The sequence below is a fragment of the Tistrella mobilis genome (assembly GCF_041468085.1).
Lineage (GTDB): Bacteria > Pseudomonadota > Alphaproteobacteria > Tistrellales > Tistrellaceae > Tistrella > Tistrella mobilis_A.
Map to the genome: position 1 here is coordinate 268228 of NZ_CP121014.1, position 22973 is coordinate 291200.

Sequence of the window (22973 nt, forward strand, 5' to 3'; positions counted from 1 at the left end):
AATCATACGGCCGCAAGGCAGGCATACGGCCACAAGACAGGGCGCAGGGCCGAAGATCACGAGCAGGCAACGCGCCGCAACCGACAGGGAGGCTGGGAATGGGTCCGCTTCAGGGGATCAGGGTCATCGAGATCGCGGGCCTCGGCCCGGGGCCGTTCTGCGCCATGCTGCTGGCCGATCTGGGCGCCGATGTGCTGCGGATCGAGCGGGCGACCGGCAGCGGTTTGTTCGACCCGAAATTCGATCTCTCCAACCGCGGCAAGCGCTCGGTGGTGCTGGACCTGAAGAAGCCCGAAGGCGTCGCCGCGGTGCTGAAGCTGGTGGAAAGCGCCGATATCCTGACCGAAGGCTTCCGCCCCGGCGTGATGGAGCGGCTTGGCCTCGGCCCCGATATCTGCCTGGCGCGCAACCCGAAGCTCGTCTATGGCCGCATGACCGGTTTCGGCCAGACCGGGCCGCTGGCGAAGGTGGCCGGCCACGACATCAACTACATCGCCATGTCGGGGGCGCTGCATGCGATCGGCGGGCCGGACAAGCCGGTGCCGCCGCTCAATCTGGTCGGCGATTTCGGCGGCGGTGCGCTCTATCTGGCCTTCGGGCTGATGGCGGCGCTGATCGAAGCCGGGCGCAGCGGCCAGGGCCAGGTGGTCGACGCCACCATGATCGACGGCGCCGCCAGCCTGATGACCATGATGTACGGCATGGCCGCCGCCGGCAGTTGGGATGATCGCCGCTACACCAATCTGGTCGATGGCGGCGCCCATTTCTACGACACCTATGAAACCGCCGACGGCAGGCATGTCTCGATCGGCTCGATCGAGCCGCAGTTTTATGCCGAGCTGATCCGCCTGGCCGGGCTCGACCCGGCCGAATTCGCCGCCCAGAACGACAAGGCGGAATGGCCGCGGATGAAGGCCCGGCTGGTCGAGGTGTTCAGGACGAAGACCCGTGATGAATGGTGTGCGCTGATGGAAGGCAGCGATGTCTGCTTCGCGCCGGTGCTGTCGATGTTCGAGGCGCCGGAGCACCCGCATAACCGCGAACGCGGCACCTTCATCGAGGTGGACGGCGTGGTTCAGCCGGGGCCGGCGCCGCGCTTCAGCCGCACGGCCCCCGGCCGGCCGACCCCGCCGCCGGCCCCCGGCGCCCATACCGATCAGGGCCTGGCCGATTGGGGGTTTTCAGCCGACGAGATCGCGGCGCTGAAGGCATCCGGCGCGGCCGCCTGAAGGATGAGCTGGTGGCGGGGGGGCATGTGGCGGTTCAGCCCGCCACCACGCCCACCTCTGTCGCCCCGGTCACGGTGATCGCGACATTGCCGATCGCCGCCACCGCCGGCCCGGTGGGGCGGAGGGCGGCCAGTTCGTCGCGGGGCGCGTCGAAAAAGCGCAGCTCCGCCGTGCCCGATGCCATCGGCCCGGCGACGCGGCCGGTGATGCCCGGCAACACCAGGCGGAGCGCGCCGGCCGTCGGTTCGCCGATGATCGACGGCGCCCCCACCAGCCCATAGGTCGGGCCGGCCAGAAAGCCCAGCGCCTGGCCTTCGCCGCCATCCAGCGTCACCGCGGCTTCGGCCAGCCGCCGGTCCTTGACCGCCAGGCTCGCCCCCAGCCGCGTGCCGGCGCGCAGCGGGGCGGCGGCCGGATGGTCCAGCCCGTAAGAGCGCGTCATCCACACCTGGCCCAGTTTCTTGGGCCAGCCCTGAAGCCAGCCGCGGATCAGCGAGATGTCCTGATCCACCCAGATCATCGGGCAGAAATTGACCAGGGCGCCGTCGCGCTCCGCCTCGACCAGCAGGATGAATTCCCGGTACTGGGCATTGACCGGGTCGAGCAGTTCCCAGCCGTCGGTGGTCGCCTGCCATTCGCAGACATGGGCGATGATCCGCCCGGTCGCGCGGCCGAAACCGTCGGGCAGGAAGCGCGCCGTCATGGCCGGGTCGGCAGGGCAGGCCATGGAGAGCACCGTACCGGCATAATGCCAGGGCGGGGCCGGCACCAGCGAGGAACGGCCGTCGGGAGTATACGGGGGCGTGAAGCCACGGAGCATGGCGGGCAACTTTCAGGCAATGATCCCCGGCAACAATCACCGGATGCGCACAGTGTAACGCGTTTTGCCGGAAAGCTGTGTGCCAGGCTTGCCCCTGAAGTCATCGATCCCGCAAGATCCTGCCGCCATCTCCTTATCCTGTGGACGGATCATGCCCGAGATCAGCTTCGATGCCGCCGACATCCGGATCATGCGCACCCTTCAGGGCGATGGCCGGATGAGCAATCAGGATCTGGCCCAGGCGGTGGGCCTGTCCCCCTCGCCCTGCTGGCGACGTGTGCGGCGGCTGGAGGAGCTGGGCGTGATCCGCGGCTATGGCGTGCAGCTCGATCGCCGGAGGCTGGGCCTCGGCGTGCAGGCCTTCGTCCGCGCCCGCATCGGCGTGCATTCCGAAGCCGAGGCCCGGCTGTTCGAGGCCGAAGTGATGCGCCTGGACGAGGTGACGGCCTGCTGGGCGATCACGGGCGAAGCCGATTTCCTGCTCCAGGTCGTCGCCGCCGATCTGGATGCCTTCGGCAGCTTCGCCATGACCGTGGTCCGCCGCCTGCCCGGCATCCGCGAAATGCATTCCAGCCTGGTCCTGCGCGAAATCAAGACGCCCGGCACCCTGCCGCTGCCGCGGGCGGGGTGACCGGCCCCGGACCGTTGGCGCCGGTTCCGTGCCGGGGACACGTATCATCTTTACGCGAAAGTAAACAACGTTGGAACGACTTTGCCAGGCGACGCCTGAAGCCATGGCCCCAAGAGTTCGTTCAGAAAATATGTTTGAAAATCCCCACGTTTTCCTGCAGAGTGCTTCGAAGACAAGATCGGCCGGGTGCCGGAACCGCCCTGTGCAAATTGAGCCGCCTTGTGCCACTGAACCCGTTATGTGCTGGTGTGGATATGAACGAGCCTGAAACGACTGCCTCTCCCGCCCCGGCGCGGAATGTGAACCTGCTGCCCTGGGCTGCGCCGGTGCTGGGCGTCTACAACGCCGCGCCTCTGACCCAGGGGGGCGGCGATCAGTCGTCAGACGGCTTTATCAACACCCATTCCTGACCTGCCACCAGGATGTTGCAGGGCGGCGCCGGGTTTCTGGCCGGCACCGGCGGGGCGGTGCGCGATCTGGCCCGCCGCTGCCCGTCGGAATTCCGCGTCGATCGGGTGCATCAGAGCGACGGCGGTATCGTCGTCGGGCTGGGCCGCGATAACCCGGCGGGCCGGCTGCGGCGCCCCGCACCCCGGCCGATCGCGCCGGGCCTGTCCGGCGCCGTGACGCTGGTCAACGGAGAGATCTACAATCTCGCCGATCTGGCCCGAGAGCTGGCGCTGGACCGGACGATGCCGCTGACGCCGGTGCGGCTGGTCGACGCCCTTCTGGACCGGTGGGGCGTCGACGGGCTTGCCCGGCTGGATGGCGACTACACCCTGGTGCGCTGGTCGCCCGCCAATCACGCGCTGCTGCTCGCCGCCTGCCCGATGGGGCGGGACAGCCTGTGCCATGCCGCCATGCCCGACGGCATCGTTGCGGCCAGCCGGCCCAGCTGGCTGCTGGCCGTGCCGGAGGTCGATCCGGAACCGGATCCCGATGTGCTTGTCTACCCGCTGGTCAAAATGGAAAGCCGGATCGGCGACCGGACCCCCTGGCGTCATATCCGGCGCCTGCAACCGGGCTGGTATCTGGAATGGCAGGACGGATCCATGCGGACGGCGCCCTTCTGGTCGCCGGTGCCGCGGCGCAGATTGCGCCTGCGCCGGGATGCGGAATATGTGGAGGCCGCGCGCGAACATCTGGACCGCGCGGTCGCCGCGCGCTGCCCCGGTGGCACGCCTGTTCTGTGCCTGCTGTCGGCGGGGCTGGATTCGCCCGGCATCGCCGCGACCGCGTCCCGCCGCCATGACGCGCCCGTCCATACCCTCACCATCCGCGCCGATCCCGATGTTCCCCAGCTGCCCCCGGATGCCGGTCATTTCGCCGACGAGTGGGAGCGTTTGCAGCCTTTCCTGGCCCGCTATCCCGGGTTGAGGCCACATCTGGTCGATGCCTGGCAACCCGACCTGTCGATGGAATATGCCGGCGGGCCGCTGCAGAGCCGCGACTGGCCGGTGAAGAGGCCTGATCAACTGTCCTGGATGCTGATGCCCATGGCGCGCATTGTGCGCGAACAGGGCATCGGCGTGGTCCTGAGCGGCGATGCGGGCAATGTCACGCTCAGCTATACCGGCGGCCGGGTGGCCGCCGATCAGTTGCTGCGCGGACGGGCGCTGGCGGCCTGGCGCAACCTCGTTCCCTATCGCCCGGAATTGCGGGGCCGGCCACGGCTGTTCTGGGGCCCCCGGGCGCTTTGGGGCCAGGCGGTGGCGCCCCTGGCCGGCCCCGGCCTTCGCCGCCTGACGCGGCGGTTGCGCGGCGGCCAGGACTATTGGTGGCAGGAATGGAGCAGCATCCGGCCCGAGGTCGCGGAACGGTTGCAGCTGACGGAACACGACCAGCCATCCATGCGCACGGGCTCGCCCGATCTCGACAACCATATCCGGCTGCTGGAACATTTCCGCCAGAAAAACGCCCAATACGCCCATCTCTTTCAAGGGACGGCCTGGTCCTGGCGCGATCCGTATTGCGATCTGGGCCTGGTTGAGTTCTGCCTGTCGCTGCCGCGCGACCAGTTCCGCCGCAACGGGGTGCCGCGCCTGCTGGCCCGCCGGACCCTGGCCGATCGCGTGCCGCAACCCATTCTGGATGAACGTCGGATCGGCCTGCAGCATGCCGACTGGTTCGGCTGGATGGGGCGGCGGCGCGACTGGATGGCGGCAGAGATCGACCGGATCGAACAATCGCCCCTGGCCTGCTCCCTTCTGGATACGCAGCACATGCGGGCCATTCTGGACGCCTGGCCGGCCACCCCTGAAGAGGCCGGGCGCTTCCCCACCTCTCACCGTCTGCGCAAGGGGCTGGGCGAGGCGCTGCGGGTGGGGCAGTTCATCCTGATGCAGGAAGGCCGCAATGGCTGAAGGTCTCGCTGAAACCGGCCCGATCTGGATGCCCGTCCGCGCCGTGCCTTCGGCCGGCGGCGGCAGCTTCCTGCTGCGGCCGATTGCGGCCGATGCCCCGGTCGAGGAGGTGCTGTTCGGCCTGCATGGCAGTCCGGCCGCCGATCATCCGGCCGCGGCGGGGCTGCGCTCTGCGCTGATCCGCGACCATGCGCCGACGGCGCCGGTGTTGCCGCCGCTGCTTGCGATCTGGCATCTGACGCGCTGCGGCTCGACGCTCACCGCCCGCATGCTGTCCTGCATCGATGCCCTGCAGGTGATGGACGAGCCGGGGGCCGTGGTCGATATCTGCGGCGCCTTCTGGGGGCTGGTGCCCATCGCCGACCGGCTGGCGGCGCTGGATGCGGCGCTGCGGGCGCTGGGCCAGCGGGTCAGGCCCGGGGCACGGCACCTGGTTGTGAAGCAGTCGCTGCGCAGCTGGCGGGATCAGGATCTGTTCGCGCAGCTCCACCCCGATATGCATCGGGTGCTGATCATCCGCGATCCGCTGGAAATCCTGGTGTCGAACCTGACAGGGCCGCCGGGCTGGTTGAAGTTGCGCGATGCGGTTTGGTCGCCGCTGCTCTCGGGGGTGGCGCTCGCCCGGCAGCGGGAGTTGAGCGATGCCGAATTCATCGCCCGCTGCCTGGGCCGCGCCTTCGCCGCCATGGCGGCGATGGTGGAGGCGGACCCGGCGGGCTGGCTGATCCTGGATTATGCGGAACTGCCGGATGCGGTGATCACCCGCCTGCTGCCGCGCCTGGGCATCACGCCCACACCGGCCGAGGCGGCGGCGATGGCCGATGCGACCCGGCTTCAGGCCTGGGGCCGCCGGGGCCGCCGGCCCTTCAGCGACGATCGGGCGCAGAAGCAGGCGGCCGCCACCCCGGAGATGCACGACCTCTGCGACCGTTTCCTGCGCGCGCCCTGGCAGCGGCTGGCGGCCGTCGCCCATGGCGGTTCCGGAATGTGCAACCTCGATCAGGCAGCAAGGCAGTCCCCGTCATGATCTTCCCCCCTGAGACCGTCTTTATCCGTTCTCCCGAGCCGCTCACCACCGAGATCGATGGCGAGGTGGTGATGATGGATCTGTCGAGCAGCGCCTATTTCAACCTGGACAGCATCGGCACCGCCATCTGGGGGCAGCTGGAGACCCCGACGCGGTTCCAGGATCTGTGCGGTGCGCTGCATGCCCGCTATGACGCGCCGCTCGACATCATCCGGCGCGATGTCGCGGCGCTGCTCTCTGACATGCTGACCCACGGGCTGGTGCGGAAGGAGGTGCCGTGAGAGAGGCTTCCGCTCTTCAGGCCGCCGATCCGGATCTGGCCTCCATGGCGCGCCAGGCGGCTTTTCTGCTTCTGCAGGGCCGGGCCGATGCGGCCGCGGCGCTCTGCGGCCGCATCCAGGCGATCGACCCCAATCTCGAAACCTTCGGGGCCTTCACCGATCTGCTGACCTGGGCCCGCCCGCGCGAGCGGCTCTATCCCCTGGTCCGGGCGCTGGTCGATGCGGGCTTTGCCAATCCGCGCAGCTTCGACCTGCTGGCCGCCACGGCGATCTGGGCCGGCAATATCCCAGCCGCCCGAGAGCTGACCAGCCCCGAGCGGTTCCTGTCGATCACCCGCCTGCACGGCCCCGACGATCCCGATCTGGCGCCGCTGGTGGCCGAGCTGGCGAGCGGGCTGGAGCATTACGATCGGCCCGGCGACCGCTCCATCCGCATGGGATCGCGCCGCAACCATCTGGAACGGTCGGACAGCCCGGTGCTGCGCCGCCTGCTCGACCGGCTATGGCGGGTGGCCTGCGCTTACGTCGACCGTCTGCCGGCGGATCCGGACAATCCTTTCCTGCGCGCCCGGCCGGCCGGGCTTGTTCTCAAGGCCTGGAGTGTGGTGTCGGGGGCGAAGACCCATCATCTGCCCCATCTGCATGCAACCAGCTGGGTGAACGGCGTCTATTACGCCGAGGTGCCGCCGGTGGTGGCGGATGCGCCGGTTGTGGCGGACGTGGCAGGCCGGCCCGGCTGGCTGCGCGTCGGCCCGGCGGCCGGCCGCGGCTTTGCGGCCGCCGGTGACGGGGACGGGCCGGAGGGTGGGGCCGACCGGGTCGGCTGGGCTGAGCGCTGGATCCGCCCCGAGCCCGGCCTCGTGGTGCTGATGCCCAGCCATTTCACCCATGAAACCGTGCCGCTCGGCTGCGATCAGCGGCGGATCTGCGTCGCGTTCGAACTTCATCCGGCTGCGGCCGATCAGGCCGGCCACCGGCCCTGAGACCGCCGCGGTGGCCCGGCGCCGGATCCCGATCCCCCCTCATCCCCGCTGCCGCGCCGCGAAATACTGCGCCGGCGTGCTGCCCATGGCCTTTTTGAACATGGCGATGAAGGCATTGACCGACTCATAGCCAAGTTCTGCGGCCACGTTCTGCACCGCCATGCCCCCGGCCAGCCCGCGCAGGGCGACGATCAGGTGCAGCTGCTGCCGCCAGCGGCCGAAGGTCAGGCCGGTTTCCCGGATCATCAGCCGGGCGAGCGAGCGTTCGCTCATGGCCACGCGCTTTGCCCAGTCGCGGAGCGTGCTGCGGTCGGTGGGATCGACGGTCAGGGCGTCTGCGATCGCGCGGATCTTGGGGTGGCCCGAGATCGGCAGGTTGAAACGCTCCCGCGGCATCACGGCCAGCTCGTCGAGCGTGACGCGCGCCAGCCGGGCGGCATGGCTGTCGGCCGGATAATCGGCCGGTTCCCGCGCCAGCCGGTCGACCATTTCCCGCACCAGCGGCGAGAGCGACAGGGTGCAGCAGCTGTCGGGCAGCAGGGCGGCCCCCGGTTCCACGAACAGATAGCTGAGGCGGGCATTCGCGGTCGCCCGGGCGCTGTGGGGCATCCCGCCCGGAATCCACACCCCGCAATCGGGCGGGACGATCCAGATGTCATGATCCGCCGTGCAGGTCACGGCCCCGCGCCGGGCAAGGATCAGCTGCCCCTTGCGATGAAGATGGACGGGAACCTCTTCCGCATGGTCTGCGAAATCGAGCTGGCTTGCGACGGCCGGCCGATCGGTGAGATCGGGGTCGAAGGCGGATACGGCGGATCGGGCAGGGGGCACGGGATTGGCAGTTTTCAGTGATTTTATGACCGGATATCGAATTTAACCGATATGGCGATGCGGTGATACTCCGCCGCATGAGCACCGATCATCGCCCCCAGCCCGTCTTCGCCGCAGCCGGCCGTCGCCTCCGGCGCTTCTGCCATGCGCCCGGGACGAGGGCGGATGCAGAGGCGCTGCTGTTTTCGGCGAAAAGCTTCGCCGCGGCGATGCTGGCCTGGTACATCGCGGCGTCCATCGGGCTTCCGCGGCCTTATTGGGCGGTTCTGACCGTCTATATCGTTTCGCAGACCTCTGCGGGCGCATCGGCAGGGCGGGGCGTCTATCGCTTCGTCGGAACGCTGGTCGGTGCGGCGGCGACCGTGGTGATCATTCCGGCCTTCGTGAACGATCCGATCCTGTGCAGCATCGTGCTCGCCGGCTGGATCGGCCTGTGCCTCGCCCTCTCGGCGCTCGATCGCACGCCCCGCGCCTATGCCTTCGTTCTGGCCGGCTATACCGCCAGCCTGATCGGCTTTCCGGGCGTGCTCGATCCGGGCCAGATCTTCACCACCGCCCTGGTGCGGGTTCAGGAGATTTCCATCGGGATCCTCTGCGCCGTTCTGGTCCATCGCCTTGTTCTGCCGAAGCATGTGACCGATCAATTCATCGGCCGGCTTGCGGTCACCCTTCAGGATGCCCGGCGCCTGGCGGGCGATGCCCTGGGCGGTGCCGGGGACCGGCGGATGCAGGACGATCGCCGGCAGCTCGCGGCCGATCTTCTCGGCCTGCAGGGCCTGGGGACGCAGCTGCCCTATGATCCGGCCCCCCGGCCGCCGCATGCCGCGCTGCGCCGGATGATCCACGACCGGCTTGCCCGCCTGCTGCCGCTGACGATGGAGGTGGAGGATCGGATCGAGGCCCTCGGCCTCGTTGAGAAGATCGAGGCCCTCGGCCTCGTTGAGAAGATCGAGGCCCTCGGCCTCGTTGAGAAGATCGAGGCCCTCGGGAATGATCGTCCGGAAGACGGGATCACGCGGCTGGTGGCCGATCTCCGCAGCTGGATCGCCACCGGTGATGTGGCGGCACGGGAAGAGGCGGCCGCCGGGCTGATCGATCGGGCGCGGTCGCTCGGGGCAAGGCTGGCCGCCGGGGCTGTAACGCCGCATGACCGGCTTGCCGCCAATCTCGCCGGTCATCTGGCGGACATGATCGGCCTGCTCCACGATTGCGACCGGCTCTGGCGGGAGGTTTCGGGGGGCGCAGGGCCGCGCGCCGGCGCGGCGTCGCCACGGCCCGCCAGGGGCTATGTCTATCACCGCGACCCATGGATGGCCGTGCGGGCGGGGGCCGGCGCCGCCATCGGCGTCACGATCGGCTGCCTGTTCTGGATCTGGTCGGGCTGGCCGGATGGCGGGATGGCGGTCTCGATCCTGGGCGTCTGCTGCGCCCTGTTCGGCAATCTCGATGCGCCGGCGCCGCCGCTGCGGACATATATGCGCGGCTCGGTCTACGGGGTCGTGATCAGCCTGGTCTATGGCTTCGTCATCCTGCCCCGGGTGCCCGATTTCACCCTTCTGGTCGTGGTCCTCGCCCCGGTCTTCCTGTTCGCGGGCTCCCTTCAGGCGCGCCCGCCGACCACCTTCCTGGCGCTGGGGATCACGCTCACGGTCCCGATTCTGGGCGGGCTGGATACCGGCTATGGCGGCGACTTCGCCGCGGCTCTCAACAATGTGGTCGCGCTTTTTGCGGCAACCGGCTTTGCAGTGGTGAGCATGACGATCTTTCAGACCGTACCGGTCCATGCGGCGATCGACCGGCTGCTCAGGCTCAGCCGCCGGGACGTGACGCGGCGTATCCTGGGGGCCGCCCCCGACGAGGCGTACTGGACCAACCTCATGATCGACCGGACGGCGCTTCTGCTGCCAAGGCTCAGGCTGTCGGGCGCACCGCGCCCCGATATTCTCGACGACACGCTGCATCATCTGCGCATCGGTCATGCCGCCGGGCTGCTGCGCCACGAAATCTGCCGGGTGGAGGGGCATATCGGCCGCGATGTCCGCGGGCTGCTCTCCGCGATCGCCCTGGATGTCGGGGCCCGGCGGCCGGATCCCGCCCGGGTGGAGGGCCTGGAGGCGCGCATCGGGGCGTTGACCGGGCTGATCGCCGGCAGTTCGCTTCACAACCGCGCCCGTCTGCTCGACCTCGTCATCGATCTCGGCTTCGCGCTCGGGCTCAAGGGCGCGACCGGCGGGGAGCCCGGCGCATGATCGTCGATGCCGATCTGGGGGGCGTGTTCGTCCCCGGCCTGCTGGTGCTGGCGCTGCTCGCGCTGGCCGCCACCCTGCTGGTGATCCGGATCCTGGTCTCGACGGGGCTCAGCCGCCGTTTCGCCGGCCGGCCGTTCGTCGAGCTGGCGGTCTTCGCCATCATCTACGGTCTGCTCGTGCAGTACCTGCCATCGACCGGATTGCTTCAATGACCCAGATCTTTTCCCGTCTCGGCCGCTATGCGCTCACCCTCTGCCTGGTGGTGCCGGCCGGCCTTGTCGCCCTGCATGTCTGGGACCGATACCAGCAGGTGCCCTGGACCCGCGACGGCCGGGTCAGCGCCGATGTCGTCCGGCTCGCCCCGGAGGTATCCGGCACCATCGCCACCGTATCGGTCGGCGACAATGCCTATGTTCATCGGGGCGACGTGCTCTATGTCGTCGATCCCGAACGCTATCGGCTGGCGGTGATGTCGGCCGAAGCCGATGTCGAGGCCCGGCGTCAGGACATGCTCGTCCGCCGGGCGGCAGCCGCGCGCCGCCGGCAGCTCCGCGAGGCGATCTCGCGTGAAGATCTCCAGCAGGTGGAGGCGGCGGCCGCGGTGGCCGATGCCGACTGGCGGGCCGCCCGGGCGCGGCTCGACATTGCGCGGCTCGATCTGGCGCGCACGACCGTGCGTTCTCCGGTCGACGGCTATGTCAGCAACCTCCGGCTCCGGCCCGGCGATTACGCCATTGCGGGGGAAAGCCGCATCTCGATCGTCGATGCGGCCAGTTTCCGGGTCACCGGCTATTTCGAAGAGACGAAGCTCCGGCACATCCACCCGGGGCGGCCGGCGCAGATCCGCCTGATGGGGGTGGGCCAGCCGTTGTCGGGCCATGTCGACAGCATCGGCCGCGGCATCGAGAACGACAACGATGCCCCAGGCCAGCTGGGGCTGCCCGATGTGGCGGCAACCTTTGCCTGGGTGCGCCTGGCCCGGCGCATCCCCGTCCGCATCCGGATCGACGCAGTGCCGCCCGGGGTCGAACTGGTCGCCGGCATGACGGCCGCGGTCGAGATCATCCCCGCCGGGGAGGCGCCCGGCCGGCCGAGTCTTTTTTAAACTGTCTTATTTACGTTCAGAACGCAGTTTGTTACGGTCCACCTCATCAGACACATGCACCCCGCTCTGACAGAGGGCAGATTGATGAGCTTCGTCGAAACCTATGCGACGGATGATGCCGTTGCGCTGGCCGCGCGTATCCGTGCGAAGGAAGTGAGCCCGCGCGAGGCCGTTGCGGCCGCCTTTGCCGCGATCGACCGGGTCGATCCTGCCCTGAACGCCGTGATCATGCGCATGGAGGCGCAGGCCGAAGAGCAGCTGGCGGCGCTCGACCGGCTCGATCCCGCAGCCACGCCGCTCTATGGCGTGCCGGTGCTGCTCAAGGATGACTGCCAGTCCTATGCCGGGGTGCCGAGCGCCAATGCCAGCCGCCTTGCCGCCGGCTTCACCCGCGATTACGACACCGAGATCATGGCGCGCTACCGCAAGGCCGGCGTGATCGTGGTCGGCAAGACCAATCTGCCGGAATACGGCTCGAACGCCACAACCGAACCGGTCGCGAATGGTCCGACGCACAACCCTTGGAAGCATGGCTTCAGTGTCGGCGGCTCCAGCGGCGGGTCGGCGGCGGCGGTGGCGGCGGGCATGGTGCCGATCGCCTATGCCAATGACGGTGCCGGCTCGATCCGCTGCCCGGCTTCGTCGACCGGCACGTTCGGGCTGAAGCCCTCGCGCGCCCGCACCCCGGCCGGCCCGGTGTCGTGGGATCTGTGGGGCGGCCTGGTGTCGGAGCATGTCGTCACCCGCAGCGTCCGCGACAGCGCGCTGATGCTGGATCTGACCGACGGTCCCGATGTCGGCGCGCCCTATTTCGCACCGCCCAAGGCCCGGCCGTGGATCGAGGAACTGGCCGCCGCCCCCGGCCGGCTGAAGATCGCCCTCAGCCTGACCCCGCCGGTGCGGGTGGAGGTGACCGAGGATGCCCGCGCCGCCACGCTGCGCATGGCGAAGCTGCTGGAAGAGATGGGCCACGAGGTGGTCGAGGCCGTGCCGGTCTATGACGGCGAGGCGGTGGCCGAGGCGCTGAAACTGATGCTCTGCGCCTATGATGCGGCGCAGATCGACGACCTTTCGAAGGTCATGGGCCGGCCGGTCGATCGCAGCACGGTCGAGGGCGGGCTTCTGGCCGCGGCGGCCCGCGGTCGGGCCACGCCGGCGCCGGCGCTGCTGGATGCGCGCGGCCGGATGGGGGCGGAGGCGCGGCGCTTCTGCCGCTTCTTCGGCGATTACGACCTGCTGATGACCCCGACCCTGCCGCAGGCGCCGATGGCCCATGGCTATCTGGACAGCGACGGGCTGGACCTCGACCTCTATCTGGACCGGGTGATGGGCCATCTGGGCTTCACCCATATCGCCAATGTCACCGGCCAGCCGGCGATGTCGGTGCCGGGTGGTTTCAGCGAAGGCGGTCTGCCGGTGGGCGTGCAGTTCATCGCCCGGCCGGGCGACGAGGCGACGCTGTTCCGCCTGGCGGCCCGGATCGAGGAGGCGGCGCCCTGGGCGCAGCACCTGCCGCCGGTTCACGCGTCGCGCGGCTGAGGGCGCCCGTCGCCATGTATGCACCTGCACGCTATCGGATCGAGGAGGCCGCGCGGCGCGCGGCCTTCGTCGATGCCCACGGCTTCGCCATGCTGGTGGATGTGCCGCCCCAGGGCGGGGCGCCGCTTGCAAGCCATCTGCCGCTGATCCGGCTGGATGACGGCCTGGCGCCGGGCGACCGGCTGCTCGGCCACATCGCCTGCGTCAACCCGCAGGCGCTGCGGCTTCGCGACGGCGTGCCGGTGCTGGCGGTCTTCACCGGCCCCGACGGCTATGTGTCGCCGGCCTGGTATGTGACGGGGGCGGATGCGCCGACCTGGAACTATTCGGCGCTGCACGTCACCGGCCATATCCGCCTGCTGACGGGTGCGGAGGCCAACCGCGCGGCGCTGGCCCGCACGGTTGCGCATTTCGAGGCGCAGCAGCCGCAGCCCTGGCCGCTGGAGGTGCTGGACGAGGCCGATATCCAGGCCATGCTGCCGCGCATCCAGGCCTTCGAGATCGTCATCCAGACGGTGGAGGCTTTGGCCAAGTTCAGCCAGGAACGCCCCGAAGCCGACCGCACCGCGGTGATCCGCGCGCTGGCGGAAAGCCCCCGCGACGAAGACCGTGCCCTCGCCACCGAAATGGCCGCGCACTACCGCCAGTGAACCGCCCCGCCGGACGAGGGGCTGAACGACCCTCCCAGCCGCCATTGAGGCGGCGGCCAAGGCCACGACAGTGGCCGCCCGGCGAGGGACTAAAAAAGACTCTCCCCAGCCGCCATTGAGGCGGCGGCCAAGGCCACGACAGTGGCCGCCCGGCGAGGGACTAAAAAAGACTCTTCCCAGCCGCCATTGAGGCGGCGGCCAAGGCCACGACAGTGGCCGCCCGGCGAGGGCCATACAGACTCCCGGCGAGGGGCTAAAAAAGACTCTCCCCCTCGTCCTCGGGGAATTCGGCCGCCTGGGCCAGATGATGGCGAAGCAGGGCCGCCGCCAGCCGGCGGTTGCCCGCCTCGATCGCCTGGAGGATCGCCAGATGTTCGCAGCAGGACTGCACCACCCGGTCGGGCGTCAACCGGCGGAACTCGTCGCGTTCCTGGATGCGGCGCAGATTGTTCTGCTGGGCGATCGCCTGATCGAAGAAACGGTTGCCGGCGCCGGCCACGATCGCCTCGTGGAAGGCGGCGTTGACCCGGAACCATTCGCGCTCGTCCAGCGTGTCGCGATCGGCGGCCAGCACCTTCAGATGGGCGGCCCGCAGCTCGGCGAAACGGGTGGTATCGACCCGGTAGCGGGGCTGGGCCAGGGCCTGGCATTCGATGGCGATGCGGAAGGCGTAGCTTTCCGTCACCGCGTCGTCGTCGTCCAGGCTGTCGACGAAGCGCCAGCCATGGCCGGGCTGGCGGGTCACCAGCCCTTCGGTCGACAGACGGATCAGCACCCGGCGGAGCGTGCCGTGAGAGACGCCATAGCGGGGCAGCAGCTCCGCCTCGGAGACATCCTGGCCGATCCGGCCCTGCGCCTTGTCGGCGATGATCATCTGATAGACCCGCTCGGTATCCGAGGCGGGCAGGCGGGCCTCGACGCGGGCTGCGGCCGCGGCGATGGCCAGCGGATCGTCGATCAGCCGGAAGCTGCGGCCGGGCGACTGGGCGATCAGCCCTTCGCTTTCCAGCAGCTCCAGCGCCCGGCGCACCGGCGTGCGCGACACGTCCAGCGCCTTGGCCAGGGCCAGCTCCGGAAAACGCTCTCCCGGTGCCCAGCGGCCGTCGCGGATGCGCTCCAGAATCCGGCGCGCCACCTCGATCTGCAGGGCGGACAGCCCGGCCTGCGGTGCGTCGTCGTCCTCGGCCTCGGGCATCGTCACCATCGAAAAGACAGCCTGATCTGTGGGGTGCGCGACCGGCCCCGGCTGCGGCCCGCGCGCGTGCATCCCTTGTTAACCACGGCTTTGGCCGCCGATCAAGCGCGGGTTGCATCCGTGGCGCCGTGCGGCCGGTCGGCCCGGAAAAATTGTCTTCTTCGCACCTTCAGTGCAACATGGGTCAGCCCTATCCCGAGGAACCTCCCCCGATGATCCCACCCGTGGCCCCGATATCCGCCGCCGATGTCGTCGATTTCCCCATGGTCGAGCTGCGCGGCACGCCTGTCGAGCGGGGCCGGACCTATGGCGCGGCGCTCAAATCCCAGGTGCTGGGCAGTGTCGCCCTTTATACCGCCCAGCTGCGGGCGATGAACCACGACTGGTCGTCGATCGCCGCCATTGCGCGGGAATTCCTGCCGCTGGTGGAAGGCTATGATCCGGCCTATGTGGACGAGATGCGCGGCATCGCCGAGGGGGCGGGCTGCGATCTTGAACACATCCTGCTGATCAATGCCCGCACCGAGATCCTGCAGATCGGCCGCCAGCGCGCCGGCATCCCGGACGAGGAGCCGGACGGCTGCACCGGTGCGGTGATTCTGGGCAGCCACACCGCCCATGGCCGGCTGATCCACGGCCAGAACTGGGACTGGCGGCCGGAATGCGCGCATACCACCGTGGTGCTGAAGATCCGCCGCGACGACGGCCCCGACCTGCTGACCATGACCGAGGCCGGCGGGCTGGCGCGCTGCGGCCTGAATTCGGCCGGCATCGCCATCACCGCCAATTACCTGGAATGCGATCGCGACTATGCCCAGGTCGGCGTGCCGCTGGCGCTGATCCGGCGCAAGGCGCTGGAACAGCAGCATATGGCGCTGGCGATGAAGACGGTGTCCTGCACGCCCAAATCGGCGTCGAACAACATGATGCTGAGCTGGTCGGAAGGCTTCGCGATTGATTTCGAATGCGCCCCCGACGAGGCCTTCCCGATCTGGCCGGACGAGAACGGCATGATCGTGCATGCCAATCACTGGATCGGCGACATCGCCCGCACCAGGATCCGCGACACCGGCATTCCCTTCGTGCCCGAAAGCTTCTATCGCGACTGGCGGGTCCGCCGGGCGCTGGCGGCGAAGGCCGGGCAGATCGACCGCGACGTGCTGAAAGCCGCCTTCTTCGACGATTTCGGCATCCCCTACTCGGTCTGCCGCCCGCCACGCCCGGGGGCCGGTGGCTCCATCTCCTCCACCGTCGCCATGGTGGTGATGGAGCCGGCACTGGGGCTGATGGAAGTCTGCCCGATGCCGGCCCTGTCGACCCGCTTCACCACCTACACGCTGGAAATGGACGGCGCGGGCGGCTGAGCGCCGTTTCTGTACGACCTTCACGCCGTCCTCCCGGCCGGCGCCCGCCATGTCGCTGTCCTCCACATGGCGGCAAACCTGGATCCCCGCCTTTGCGGGGATGACGGTGGAGGGGCTGTGCCGGGGCGGGCAGGGGGGCGCCGGACATGACTGCCGGGCCCTGCGGGAACGATCGAACGTGCCCGCCACCCCGCCACTGTCCGACACCGCCGTCGATCGCGTCCGCACCGTGCAACCACCACCGCCGCTGTCTGCCACCGCCGTCGACCATCCCCGCACCGCCCGACCACCGCAGCCCCTGTCCGACACCGTCGTCGACCGTCTTCGCACAAAAGAAACACCGTCATCCCCGCGAAGGCGGGGATCCAGGTAGGCCTCCACAGGAATGATCGATGACCGCTCGCGACCACCTCCCTGTCAGCCCCCTGCCGCTCCCGTCCTCCCGGCCGGTGCCCGGTTTGTCGGTGTTCTTCGCACGGCGACAAACCTGGATCCCCGCCTTCGCGGGGATGACGGTGGAGGGGCTGTGCCGGGGCGGGCAGGGGGGCGCCGGACATGACTGCCGGGCCCTGCGGGAACGATCGAACGTGCCCGCCACCCCGCCACTGTCCGACACCGCCGTCGATCGCGTCCGCACCGTGCAACCACCACCGCCGCTGTCTGCCACCGCCGTCGACCATCCCCGCACCGCCCGACCACCGCAGCCCCTGTCCGACACCGTCGTCGACCGTCTTCGCACAAAAGAAACACCGTCATCCCCGCGAAGGCGGGGATCCAGGTAGGCCTCCACAGGAATGATCGATGACCGCTCGCGACCACCTCCCTGTCAGCCCCCTGCCGCTCCCGTCCTCCCGGCCGGTGCCCGGTTTGTCGGTGTTCTTCGCACGGCGACAAACCTGGATCCCCGCCTCCGCGGGGATGACGGTGGAGGGGCTGTGCCGGGGCGGGCAGGGGGGCGCCGGACATGACTGCCGGGCCCTGCGGGAACGATCGAACGTGCCCGCCACCCCGCCACTGTCCGACACCGCCGTCGATCGCGTCCGCACCGTGCAACCACCACCGCCGCTGTCTGCCACCGCCGTCGACCATCCCCGCACCGCCCGACCACCGCAGCCCCTGTCCGACACCGTCGTCGACCGTCTTCGCACAAAAGAAACACCGTCATCCCCGCGAAGGCGGGGATCCAGGTAGGCCTCCACAGGAATGATCGATGACCGCTCGCGACCACCTCCCTGTCAGCCCCCTGCCGCTCCCGTCCTCCCGGCCGGTGCCCGGTTTGTCGGTGTTCTTCGCACGGCGACAAACCTGGATCCCCGCCTCCGCGGGGATGACGGTGGAGGGGCTGTGCCGGGGCGGGCAGGGGGGCGCCGGACATGACTGCCGGGCCCTGCGGGAACGATCGAACGTGCCCGCCACCCCGCCACTGTCCGACACCGCCGTCGATCGCGTCCGCACCGTGCAACCACCACCGCCGCTGTCTGCCACCGCCGTCGACCATCCCCGCACCGCCCGACCACCGCAGCCCCTGTCCGACACCGTCGTCGACCGTCTTCGCACAAAAGAAACACCGTCATCCCCGCGAAGGCGGGGATCCAGGTAGGCCTCCACAGGAATGATCGATGACCGCTCGCGACCACCTCCCTGTCAGCCCCCTGCCGCTCCCGTCCTCCCGGCCGGTGCCCGGTTTGTCGGTGTTCTTCGCACGGCGACAAACCTGGATCCCCGCCTTCGCGGGGATGACGGTGGAGGGGCTGTGCCGGGGCGGGCAGGGGGGCGCCGGACATGACTGCCGGGCCCTGCGGGAACGATCGAACGTGCCCGCCACCCCGCCACTGTCCGACACCGCCGTCGATCGCGTCCGCACCGTGCAACCACCACCGCCGCTGTCTGCCACCGCCGTCGACCATCCCCGCACCGCCCGACCACCGCAGCCCCTGTCCGACACCGTCGTCGACCGTCTTCGCACAAAAGAAACACCGTCATCCCCGCGAAGGCGGGGATCCAGGTAGGCCTCCACAGGAATGATCGATGACCGCTCGCGACCACCTCCCTGTCAGCCCCCTGCCGCTCCCGTCCTCCCGGCCGGTGCCCGGTTTGTCGGTGTTCTTCGCACGGCGACAAACCTGGATCCCCGCCTTTGCGGGGATGACGGTGGAGGGGCTGTGCCGGGGCGGGCAGGGGGGCGCCGGACATGACTGCCGGGCCCTGCGGGAACGATCGAACGTGCCCGCCACCCCGCCACTGTCCGACACCGCCGTCGATCGCGTCCGCACCGTGCAACCACCACCGCCGCTGTCTGCCACCGCCGTCGACCATCCCCGCACCGCCCGACCACCGCAGCCCCTGTCCGACACCGTCGTCGACCGTCTTCGCACAAAAGAAACACCGTCATCCCCGCGAAGGCGGGGATCCAGGTAGGCCTCCACAGGAATGATCGATGACCGCTCGCGACCACCTCCCTGTCAGCCCCCTGCCGCTCCCGTCCTCCCGGCCGGTGCCCGGTTTGTCGGTGTTCTTCGCACGGCGACAAACCTGGATCCCCGCCTTCGCGGGGATGACGGTGGAGGGGCTGTGCCGGGGCGGGCAGGGGGGCGCCGGACATGACTGCCGGGCCCTGCGGGAACGATCGAACGTGCCCGCCACCCTGCCACTGTCCGACACCGCCGTCGATCGCGTCCGCACCGTGCAACCATCACCGCCGCTGTCTGCCACCGCCGTCGACCATCCCCGCACCGCCCGACCACCGCAGCCCCTGTCCGACACCGTCGTCGACCGTCTTCGCACAACAGAAACACCGTCATCCCCGCGAAGGCGGGGATCCAGGTAGGCCTCTACAGGAATGACCGATGACGAATTGCGACCACGGCCCTGTCAGCCCCCTGACGCCCCCGTCCTCCCGGCCGGCGCCCGCCATGTCGCTGTCCTTCACGCGGCGGCAAAGGTGGATCCCCGCCTTCGCGGGGATGACGGTGGAGGGGGTGTGCCGGGGCGGGCAGGGGTGGCGCCGCGGCGGTGGGTGTGGCGCCGGACACGGGCGTTGCGTTCTGCCTGCCCGACATTTGCCGTTGAGGCGGACGGGGATCCGTGCATGTCCATGGATGCTCAAGGGATCTCTAAACCCACCGCAGCATGAACATGCCGGCCGCTTCCGGCGAGACCCCTAACACCGAAACCAACAGGAGCCCGCCATGTTGCGCTTCATCCTCTACCGCCTGGCGTCGGCGATCCCGACACTTGTGGTGGTGGCGCTTGCGGTCTTCGTGCTGATCCGCGCGATTCCAGGCGATCCGGTCACCACCATGCTCGGCGATCAGGCCGATCCGGCCACGGTTCAGGCGTTGCGTCAGGCCTATGGGCTGGACGGCCCCTGGCCCTGGCAATTCGTACTCTGGGTCGAACGGCTGATTTCAGGGGATCTCGGCCGGTCGATCACCAATGGTCTGCCGGTGGCGGAGCTGGTCGCCGACCGGTTTTCGGTGACGGCCGGTGTCGTTTTCCCGGCGGTGGCGATCGCAACCCTGATCGCCGTGCCGCTGGGCATGATCGCGGCCTGGCGGCGCGGAGCCGGCACGGATCTCGCCATCACCGCCGGCGCCACCCTGCTGATGTCGATCCCGACCTTCTGGCTGGGGCTGCTGATCCTGATGTGGCTGGGCCTCAATCTCGGCTGGCTGCCGATCGTGGGCTATGTGGGTTTCGCCGAGGATGCCGGCCGGGCGCTCGCCTATCTGGTCATGCCGGTGCTGACGCTGACCATCGTCGAGATCGGCATCCTGACCCGCATGGCGCGTGCCAATACGGTCGAGGTGCTGCGGCTGGAATACGTCACCCATGCCCGCGCCAAGGGCCTGCCCGAACACATGGTGATGGCGCGGCACGTCTTCCCCAATGCCTTCGCGCCGACCCTGACCCTGGTCGGGCTGATCCTGGGCAATCTGCTGGGGGGGATCGCGGTCACCGAAACCATCTTCTCGCTGCCGGGGCTGGGCCGGCTGCTGGTGGATGCGATCTATGCCCGCGACTATCCCGTCGTCCAGGGCGGGCTGCTGTTCATCGCCGGGCTTTACGTGGTGATCAACCTGATCGTCGACCTGCTCCACCCGCTGTTCGATCCGAGGGTTGCGGCATGACCACTGCACCTGTCTCCGCCGCCGATACCCGCGGCATGAAACCGCTGCGCCGCCGGCTTCAGCCGGGGCTGTGGCTGGGGGTGATCCTGGTCGGCATCGTGCTGATGCTTGCCGTCACCGGCGCGATCTGGACCCCCTACAACCCAATGGCACTGAATATCCCCCATAGGTTGCAGCCGCCGTCGGAACTGCACTGGCTGGGCACCGATGAATTCGGCCGCGACGTGCTCTCGCGGCTGATGAGCGGCGCCACCACCAGCGTCTCGATCGGCCTTGCCACGGTTGCGGTGGCAACCCTTCTGGGCGCACCGATCGGCGTGCTGGCGGGCTTTCTGGGCGGCGCGGTCGACCGGCTGCTGGCCGTGGTCATCGATGCGCTGCTTGCCTTCCCGGGCATTCTGATGGCGCTGGGGCTGATGGCGGTGATGGGCCCGGGCGAGACCAGCATCGTGATGGCGCTCGGCATCGCCTATACGCCCTCGATGGCGCGGGTGGTGCGCAGCATCGTGATGTCGCTCCGCGCCCGGGAATTCGTCGAGGCCTCTGCCGTCACCGGCAATTCCACCCTCTACACCATGGCGGTGCATGTGCTGCCCAATGCCGCCTCGCCGATCATCGTGCTCGCCACGTCGATGTTCGGCTGGGCGCTGCTGTCGGAAAGCGCGCTCAGTTTCCTGGGGCTCGGCGTGCCGCCACCGGCGGCGACCTGGGGCTCGATGCTCTCCGCCGGCCGGCCCTATCTGGCCCAGGCCGATTGGCTCACCATCTTCCCCGGCGCCTGCATCACCATGGCCCTGCTCGGCATCTGTCTGCTGGGCGATGCGCTGCGCGACCGGCTTGACCCCAGGATGCGCAACGCATGACCAACCCGCTTCTCCTCGACATCCAAAACTTGTCTGTTGGCCTGGAACACGGACCAACGGTTGTGGAAGACGCCAGCCTGTCGATCGCGCGCGGCCGCATCCTGGCGGTGGTGGGCGAAAGCGGCTCGGGCAAGACGGTGGTCTCGCGGGCAGTTCTCGACCTGCTGCCGGCGCCGCTGATCCGCCGCTCGGGCCGGATCCTGTTCGACGGCCGCGACATCACCACGCTTGAAGGGGCCGCGCGCCGCAAGGTCCGCGGCGGCCAGATCGGCATGGTGTTCCAGGAACCGATGGTGTCGCTGAACCCGGCCCTGTCGGTGGGCGCGCAGCTGGTCGAAGGGCTGATGCTGCACGAGAAGATCGGCCGCGCCGAGGCCCGCGAGCGGGCGCTGGCCATGCTCGCCCGGATCCGGATCGACGATCCCGCCCGCTGTTTCAGCGCCTGGCCGCATGAATTCTCGGGCGGCATGCGCCAGCGGATCATGCTCGCCTCGGTGATGCTGCTGAAACCCCGGCTGCTGATCGCCGACGAACCGACCACGGCCCTGGACACCCTGGTCCAGCGCGAAGTGCTGGAACTGATGGTGGAACTGGCGCGCGAGAACGACACCGCCATTCTGCTGGTCAGCCATGATCTGGGGCTGGTCGCGCGCTATGCCGATGACGTGGTGGTGATGCGTGGCGGCCAGGTGATCGAGCGCGGCCCCACCGCGCGGATCCTGCTCGACCCGCAGCATGATTACACCCGCAATCTGCTGGAGGCGATGCCGCGGCCGCGCCGGCTGGCACCGCCCGTCCGGGCGGATGTGCCCGTGGTCGAAGCCCGCGACCTGGTGGTCATCCACAAGGGCCGGCGGCGGATGCTGACGCGCCAGCCCGACAAGCGTGCGGTCGACGGGGTCAGCTTCCGGGTGGCGCCGGGCGAGACCCTGGCGCTGGTCGGCGAAAGCGGCTCGGGCAAGACCACCATCGGCCGCTGCCTGGTCGGCCTCACCCGGCCGAGCGGCGGGCAGCTGTTGTTCCGCGGCACCGATCTTGCCCGCACCACCGGGCCCGAGGCGCGGGCGCGGCGGCTGGACTGCCAGATGGTGTTTCAGGACCCGTTCTCGTCGCTGGACCCGCGCCATGGCGTGGGCCGGATCGTGGCGGAACCGCTGCGTCATGTTCCGGGCCTTGCGGCCGACGAGGCCCGCCGCCGGGTCGACGAGGTGCTGGAAGAGGTCGGGCTGGGATCGGCCTATGCGAAGCGTCTGCCGCATGAGCTCTCTGGCGGTCAGCGCCAGCGCGTCGCCATCGCCCGCGCCATCGTCCGTCGCCCGGCTTTCGTGGTCGCCGACGAGGCGGTCTCGGCGCTGGATATGACGGTTCAGGCCCAGGTGCTGGATCTGTTCGGCGATCTGCAGCAGCGCCACGGCTTTTCCTGCCTGTTCATCACCCATGCGCTGTCGGTGGTGCGCCGCATCGCCCACCGGGTGGCGGTGATGAAGGATGGCCGGATCGTCGAGACGGCGGAAACCGAAGAGCTGTTCGCCCGGCCGCGCCACGCCTATACCCGCGCCTTGCTGGCGGCGGCCCCGGTGCTGGAACCGGTGGCCGGCGGCGGCTGGCGGCTTGCCGGCCCGGCCAATGATCATTCTGCACTATAACCGTTATAAAAGCAGTTTTTGCCCTTGGCCTCCACGGCGGGCGGTCCTATGCTCGAAGACGAGCCAG

General features: G+C 69.3%; 19 protein-coding genes. 16 read left to right on the forward strand and 3 right to left on the reverse strand.

Translation table 11 applies throughout. The annotated features are described in order from the left end of the window. The first annotated feature begins 92 nt into the window (after positions 1-92). The gene (locus tag P7L68_RS01110) at positions 93-1229 is read left to right on the forward strand and encodes a CaiB/BaiF CoA transferase family protein (RefSeq protein ID WP_371999236.1); all 1137 of its coding nucleotides are present in this window, start codon (positions 93-95) and stop codon (positions 1227-1229) included. A 34-nt stretch (positions 1230-1263) separates the two neighbouring features. Here the strand turns inward: P7L68_RS01110 and P7L68_RS01115 are convergent, their stop codons facing one another. Beyond that, positions 1264-2049: an acetoacetate decarboxylase family protein gene (locus P7L68_RS01115; RefSeq protein WP_371999151.1), complete on the reverse strand. Its 786-nt coding sequence runs from the start codon at positions 2047-2049 to the stop codon at positions 1264-1266. A gap of 151 nt (positions 2050-2200) precedes the next feature. On the opposite strand from P7L68_RS01115, the gene P7L68_RS01120 reads away from it, so the two are divergent. The 6 genes from P7L68_RS01120 (at position 2201) to P7L68_RS01145 (ending at position 7334) form a co-directional block, all read left to right on the forward strand. Next, complete coding sequence (locus P7L68_RS01120; protein ID WP_014747129.1) at positions 2201-2680, forward strand: Lrp/AsnC family transcriptional regulator; 480 nt, start codon at positions 2201-2203, stop codon at positions 2678-2680. A 254-nt stretch (positions 2681-2934) separates the two neighbouring features. Beyond that, positions 2935-3090 (forward strand): hypothetical protein, encoded by a 156-nt coding sequence (locus P7L68_RS01125; protein ID WP_197465060.1) that lies wholly within the window; start codon positions 2935-2937, stop codon positions 3088-3090. A gap of 12 nt (positions 3091-3102) precedes the next feature. Then, a complete protein-coding gene (locus tag P7L68_RS01130) occupies positions 3103-5043 on the forward strand; it encodes an asparagine synthase-related protein (RefSeq protein ID WP_371999152.1) in 1941 nt (646 codons plus the stop codon). Further along, entirely contained in the window at positions 5036-6070 is a 1035-nt protein-coding gene (locus tag P7L68_RS01135) for an aspartyl/asparaginyl beta-hydroxylase (RefSeq protein WP_371999153.1), read from the forward strand. Before P7L68_RS01130 ends, P7L68_RS01135 begins: the two co-directional genes overlap by 8 nt. Beyond that, positions 6067-6351 carry a PqqD family protein gene (locus P7L68_RS01140; RefSeq protein ID WP_371999154.1) on the forward strand — a complete coding sequence of 95 codons (285 nt, stop codon included), beginning with the start codon at positions 6067-6069 and terminating at the stop codon, positions 6349-6351. The genes P7L68_RS01135 and P7L68_RS01140 overlap by 4 nt, the downstream gene beginning before the upstream one ends. Then, a complete protein-coding gene (locus P7L68_RS01145) occupies positions 6348-7334 on the forward strand; it encodes a putative 2OG-Fe(II) oxygenase (RefSeq protein ID WP_371999155.1) in 987 nt (328 codons plus the stop codon). The genes P7L68_RS01140 and P7L68_RS01145 overlap by 4 nt, the downstream gene beginning before the upstream one ends. A 39-nt stretch (positions 7335-7373) precedes the next feature. Here the strand turns inward: P7L68_RS01145 and P7L68_RS01150 are convergent, their stop codons facing one another. Further along, complete coding sequence (locus P7L68_RS01150) at positions 7374-8165, reverse strand: helix-turn-helix transcriptional regulator (RefSeq protein WP_371999156.1); 792 nt, start codon at positions 8163-8165, stop codon at positions 7374-7376. A 77-nt stretch (positions 8166-8242) separates the two neighbouring features. On the opposite strand from P7L68_RS01150, the gene P7L68_RS01155 reads away from it, so the two are divergent. The 5 genes from P7L68_RS01155 to P7L68_RS01175 all read left to right on the forward strand — a co-directional run bounded on the left by P7L68_RS01155 (position 8243) and on the right by P7L68_RS01175 (position 13708). After that, a complete protein-coding gene (locus P7L68_RS01155) occupies positions 8243-10414 on the forward strand; it encodes an FUSC family protein (protein ID WP_371999157.1) in 2172 nt (723 codons plus the stop codon). Then, positions 10411-10626, forward strand: coding sequence for a DUF1656 domain-containing protein (locus P7L68_RS01160; RefSeq protein WP_371999158.1), 216 nt, complete (start codon positions 10411-10413; stop codon positions 10624-10626). Before P7L68_RS01155 ends, P7L68_RS01160 begins: the two co-directional genes overlap by 4 nt. After that, complete coding sequence (locus P7L68_RS01165) at positions 10623-11519, forward strand: efflux RND transporter periplasmic adaptor subunit (RefSeq protein ID WP_371999159.1); 897 nt, start codon at positions 10623-10625, stop codon at positions 11517-11519. The genes P7L68_RS01160 and P7L68_RS01165 overlap by 4 nt, the downstream gene beginning before the upstream one ends. Positions 11520-11603: 84 nt before the next feature. Continuing rightward, entirely contained in the window at positions 11604-13058 is a 1455-nt protein-coding gene (locus P7L68_RS01170; RefSeq protein ID WP_371999160.1) for an amidase, read from the forward strand. A gap of 14 nt (positions 13059-13072) precedes the next feature. Then, on the forward strand, positions 13073-13708 hold the full coding sequence (locus tag P7L68_RS01175; protein ID WP_371999161.1) for an FMN-binding negative transcriptional regulator: 636 nt from the start codon (positions 13073-13075) through the stop codon (positions 13706-13708). A gap of 253 nt (positions 13709-13961) precedes the next feature. Here the strand turns inward: P7L68_RS01175 and P7L68_RS01180 are convergent, their stop codons facing one another. After that, positions 13962-14912: a GntR family transcriptional regulator gene (locus P7L68_RS01180; RefSeq protein ID WP_371999162.1), complete on the reverse strand. Its 951-nt coding sequence runs from the start codon at positions 14910-14912 to the stop codon at positions 13962-13964. Positions 14913-15115: 203 nt separating this feature from the next. Between P7L68_RS01180 and P7L68_RS01185 the strand changes: the two genes are divergently transcribed. The 4 genes from P7L68_RS01185 to P7L68_RS01200 all read left to right on the forward strand — a co-directional run bounded on the left by P7L68_RS01185 (position 15116) and on the right by P7L68_RS01200 (position 22906). Beyond that, positions 15116-16267 (forward strand): C45 family autoproteolytic acyltransferase/hydolase, encoded by a 1152-nt coding sequence (locus tag P7L68_RS01185; protein WP_371999163.1) that lies wholly within the window; start codon positions 15116-15118, stop codon positions 16265-16267. 3188 nt (positions 16268-19455) lie between these two features. Further along, positions 19456-20397, forward strand: a complete 942-nt coding sequence (locus P7L68_RS01190; RefSeq protein WP_371999164.1) for an ABC transporter permease — start codon at positions 19456-19458, stop codon at positions 20395-20397. After that, on the forward strand, positions 20394-21260 hold the full coding sequence (locus P7L68_RS01195; RefSeq protein WP_371999165.1) for an ABC transporter permease: 867 nt from the start codon (positions 20394-20396) through the stop codon (positions 21258-21260). The genes P7L68_RS01190 and P7L68_RS01195 overlap by 4 nt, the downstream gene beginning before the upstream one ends. Beyond that, positions 21257-22906: an ABC transporter ATP-binding protein gene (locus tag P7L68_RS01200; RefSeq protein ID WP_371999166.1), complete on the forward strand. Its 1650-nt coding sequence runs from the start codon at positions 21257-21259 to the stop codon at positions 22904-22906. The genes P7L68_RS01195 and P7L68_RS01200 overlap by 4 nt, the downstream gene beginning before the upstream one ends. Positions 22907-22973 lie beyond the last annotated feature (67 nt).

Bases quoted from the DNA above. Each gene is read 5' to 3' on its own strand.
- P7L68_RS01115 (WP_371999151.1), bottom strand. From the start codon at position 2,049: ATGCTCCGTGGCTTCACGCCCCCGTATACTCCCGACGGCCGTTCCTCG.
- P7L68_RS01120 (WP_014747129.1), top strand. From the start codon at position 2,201: ATGCCCGAGATCAGCTTCGATGCCGCCGACATCCGGATCATGCGCACC.
- P7L68_RS01125 (WP_197465060.1), top strand. From the start codon at position 2,935: ATGAACGAGCCTGAAACGACTGCCTCTCCCGCCCCGGCGCGGAATGTG.
- P7L68_RS01130 (WP_371999152.1), top strand. From the start codon at position 3,103: ATGTTGCAGGGCGGCGCCGGGTTTCTGGCCGGCACCGGCGGGGCGGTG.
- P7L68_RS01135 (WP_371999153.1), top strand. From the start codon at position 5,036: ATGGCTGAAGGTCTCGCTGAAACCGGCCCGATCTGGATGCCCGTCCGC.
- P7L68_RS01140 (WP_371999154.1), top strand. From the start codon at position 6,067: ATGATCTTCCCCCCTGAGACCGTCTTTATCCGTTCTCCCGAGCCGCTC.
- P7L68_RS01155 (WP_371999157.1), top strand. From the start codon at position 8,243: ATGAGCACCGATCATCGCCCCCAGCCCGTCTTCGCCGCAGCCGGCCGT.
- P7L68_RS01160 (WP_371999158.1), top strand. From the start codon at position 10,411: ATGATCGTCGATGCCGATCTGGGGGGCGTGTTCGTCCCCGGCCTGCTG.
- P7L68_RS01165 (WP_371999159.1), top strand. From the start codon at position 10,623: ATGACCCAGATCTTTTCCCGTCTCGGCCGCTATGCGCTCACCCTCTGC.
- P7L68_RS01170 (WP_371999160.1), top strand. From the start codon at position 11,604: ATGAGCTTCGTCGAAACCTATGCGACGGATGATGCCGTTGCGCTGGCC.
- P7L68_RS01175 (WP_371999161.1), top strand. From the start codon at position 13,073: ATGTATGCACCTGCACGCTATCGGATCGAGGAGGCCGCGCGGCGCGCG.
- P7L68_RS01180 (WP_371999162.1), bottom strand. From the start codon at position 14,912: ATGGTGACGATGCCCGAGGCCGAGGACGACGACGCACCGCAGGCCGGG.
- P7L68_RS01185 (WP_371999163.1), top strand. From the start codon at position 15,116: ATGATCCCACCCGTGGCCCCGATATCCGCCGCCGATGTCGTCGATTTC.
- P7L68_RS01190 (WP_371999164.1), top strand. From the start codon at position 19,456: ATGTTGCGCTTCATCCTCTACCGCCTGGCGTCGGCGATCCCGACACTT.
- P7L68_RS01195 (WP_371999165.1), top strand. From the start codon at position 20,394: ATGACCACTGCACCTGTCTCCGCCGCCGATACCCGCGGCATGAAACCG.
- P7L68_RS01200 (WP_371999166.1), top strand. From the start codon at position 21,257: ATGACCAACCCGCTTCTCCTCGACATCCAAAACTTGTCTGTTGGCCTG.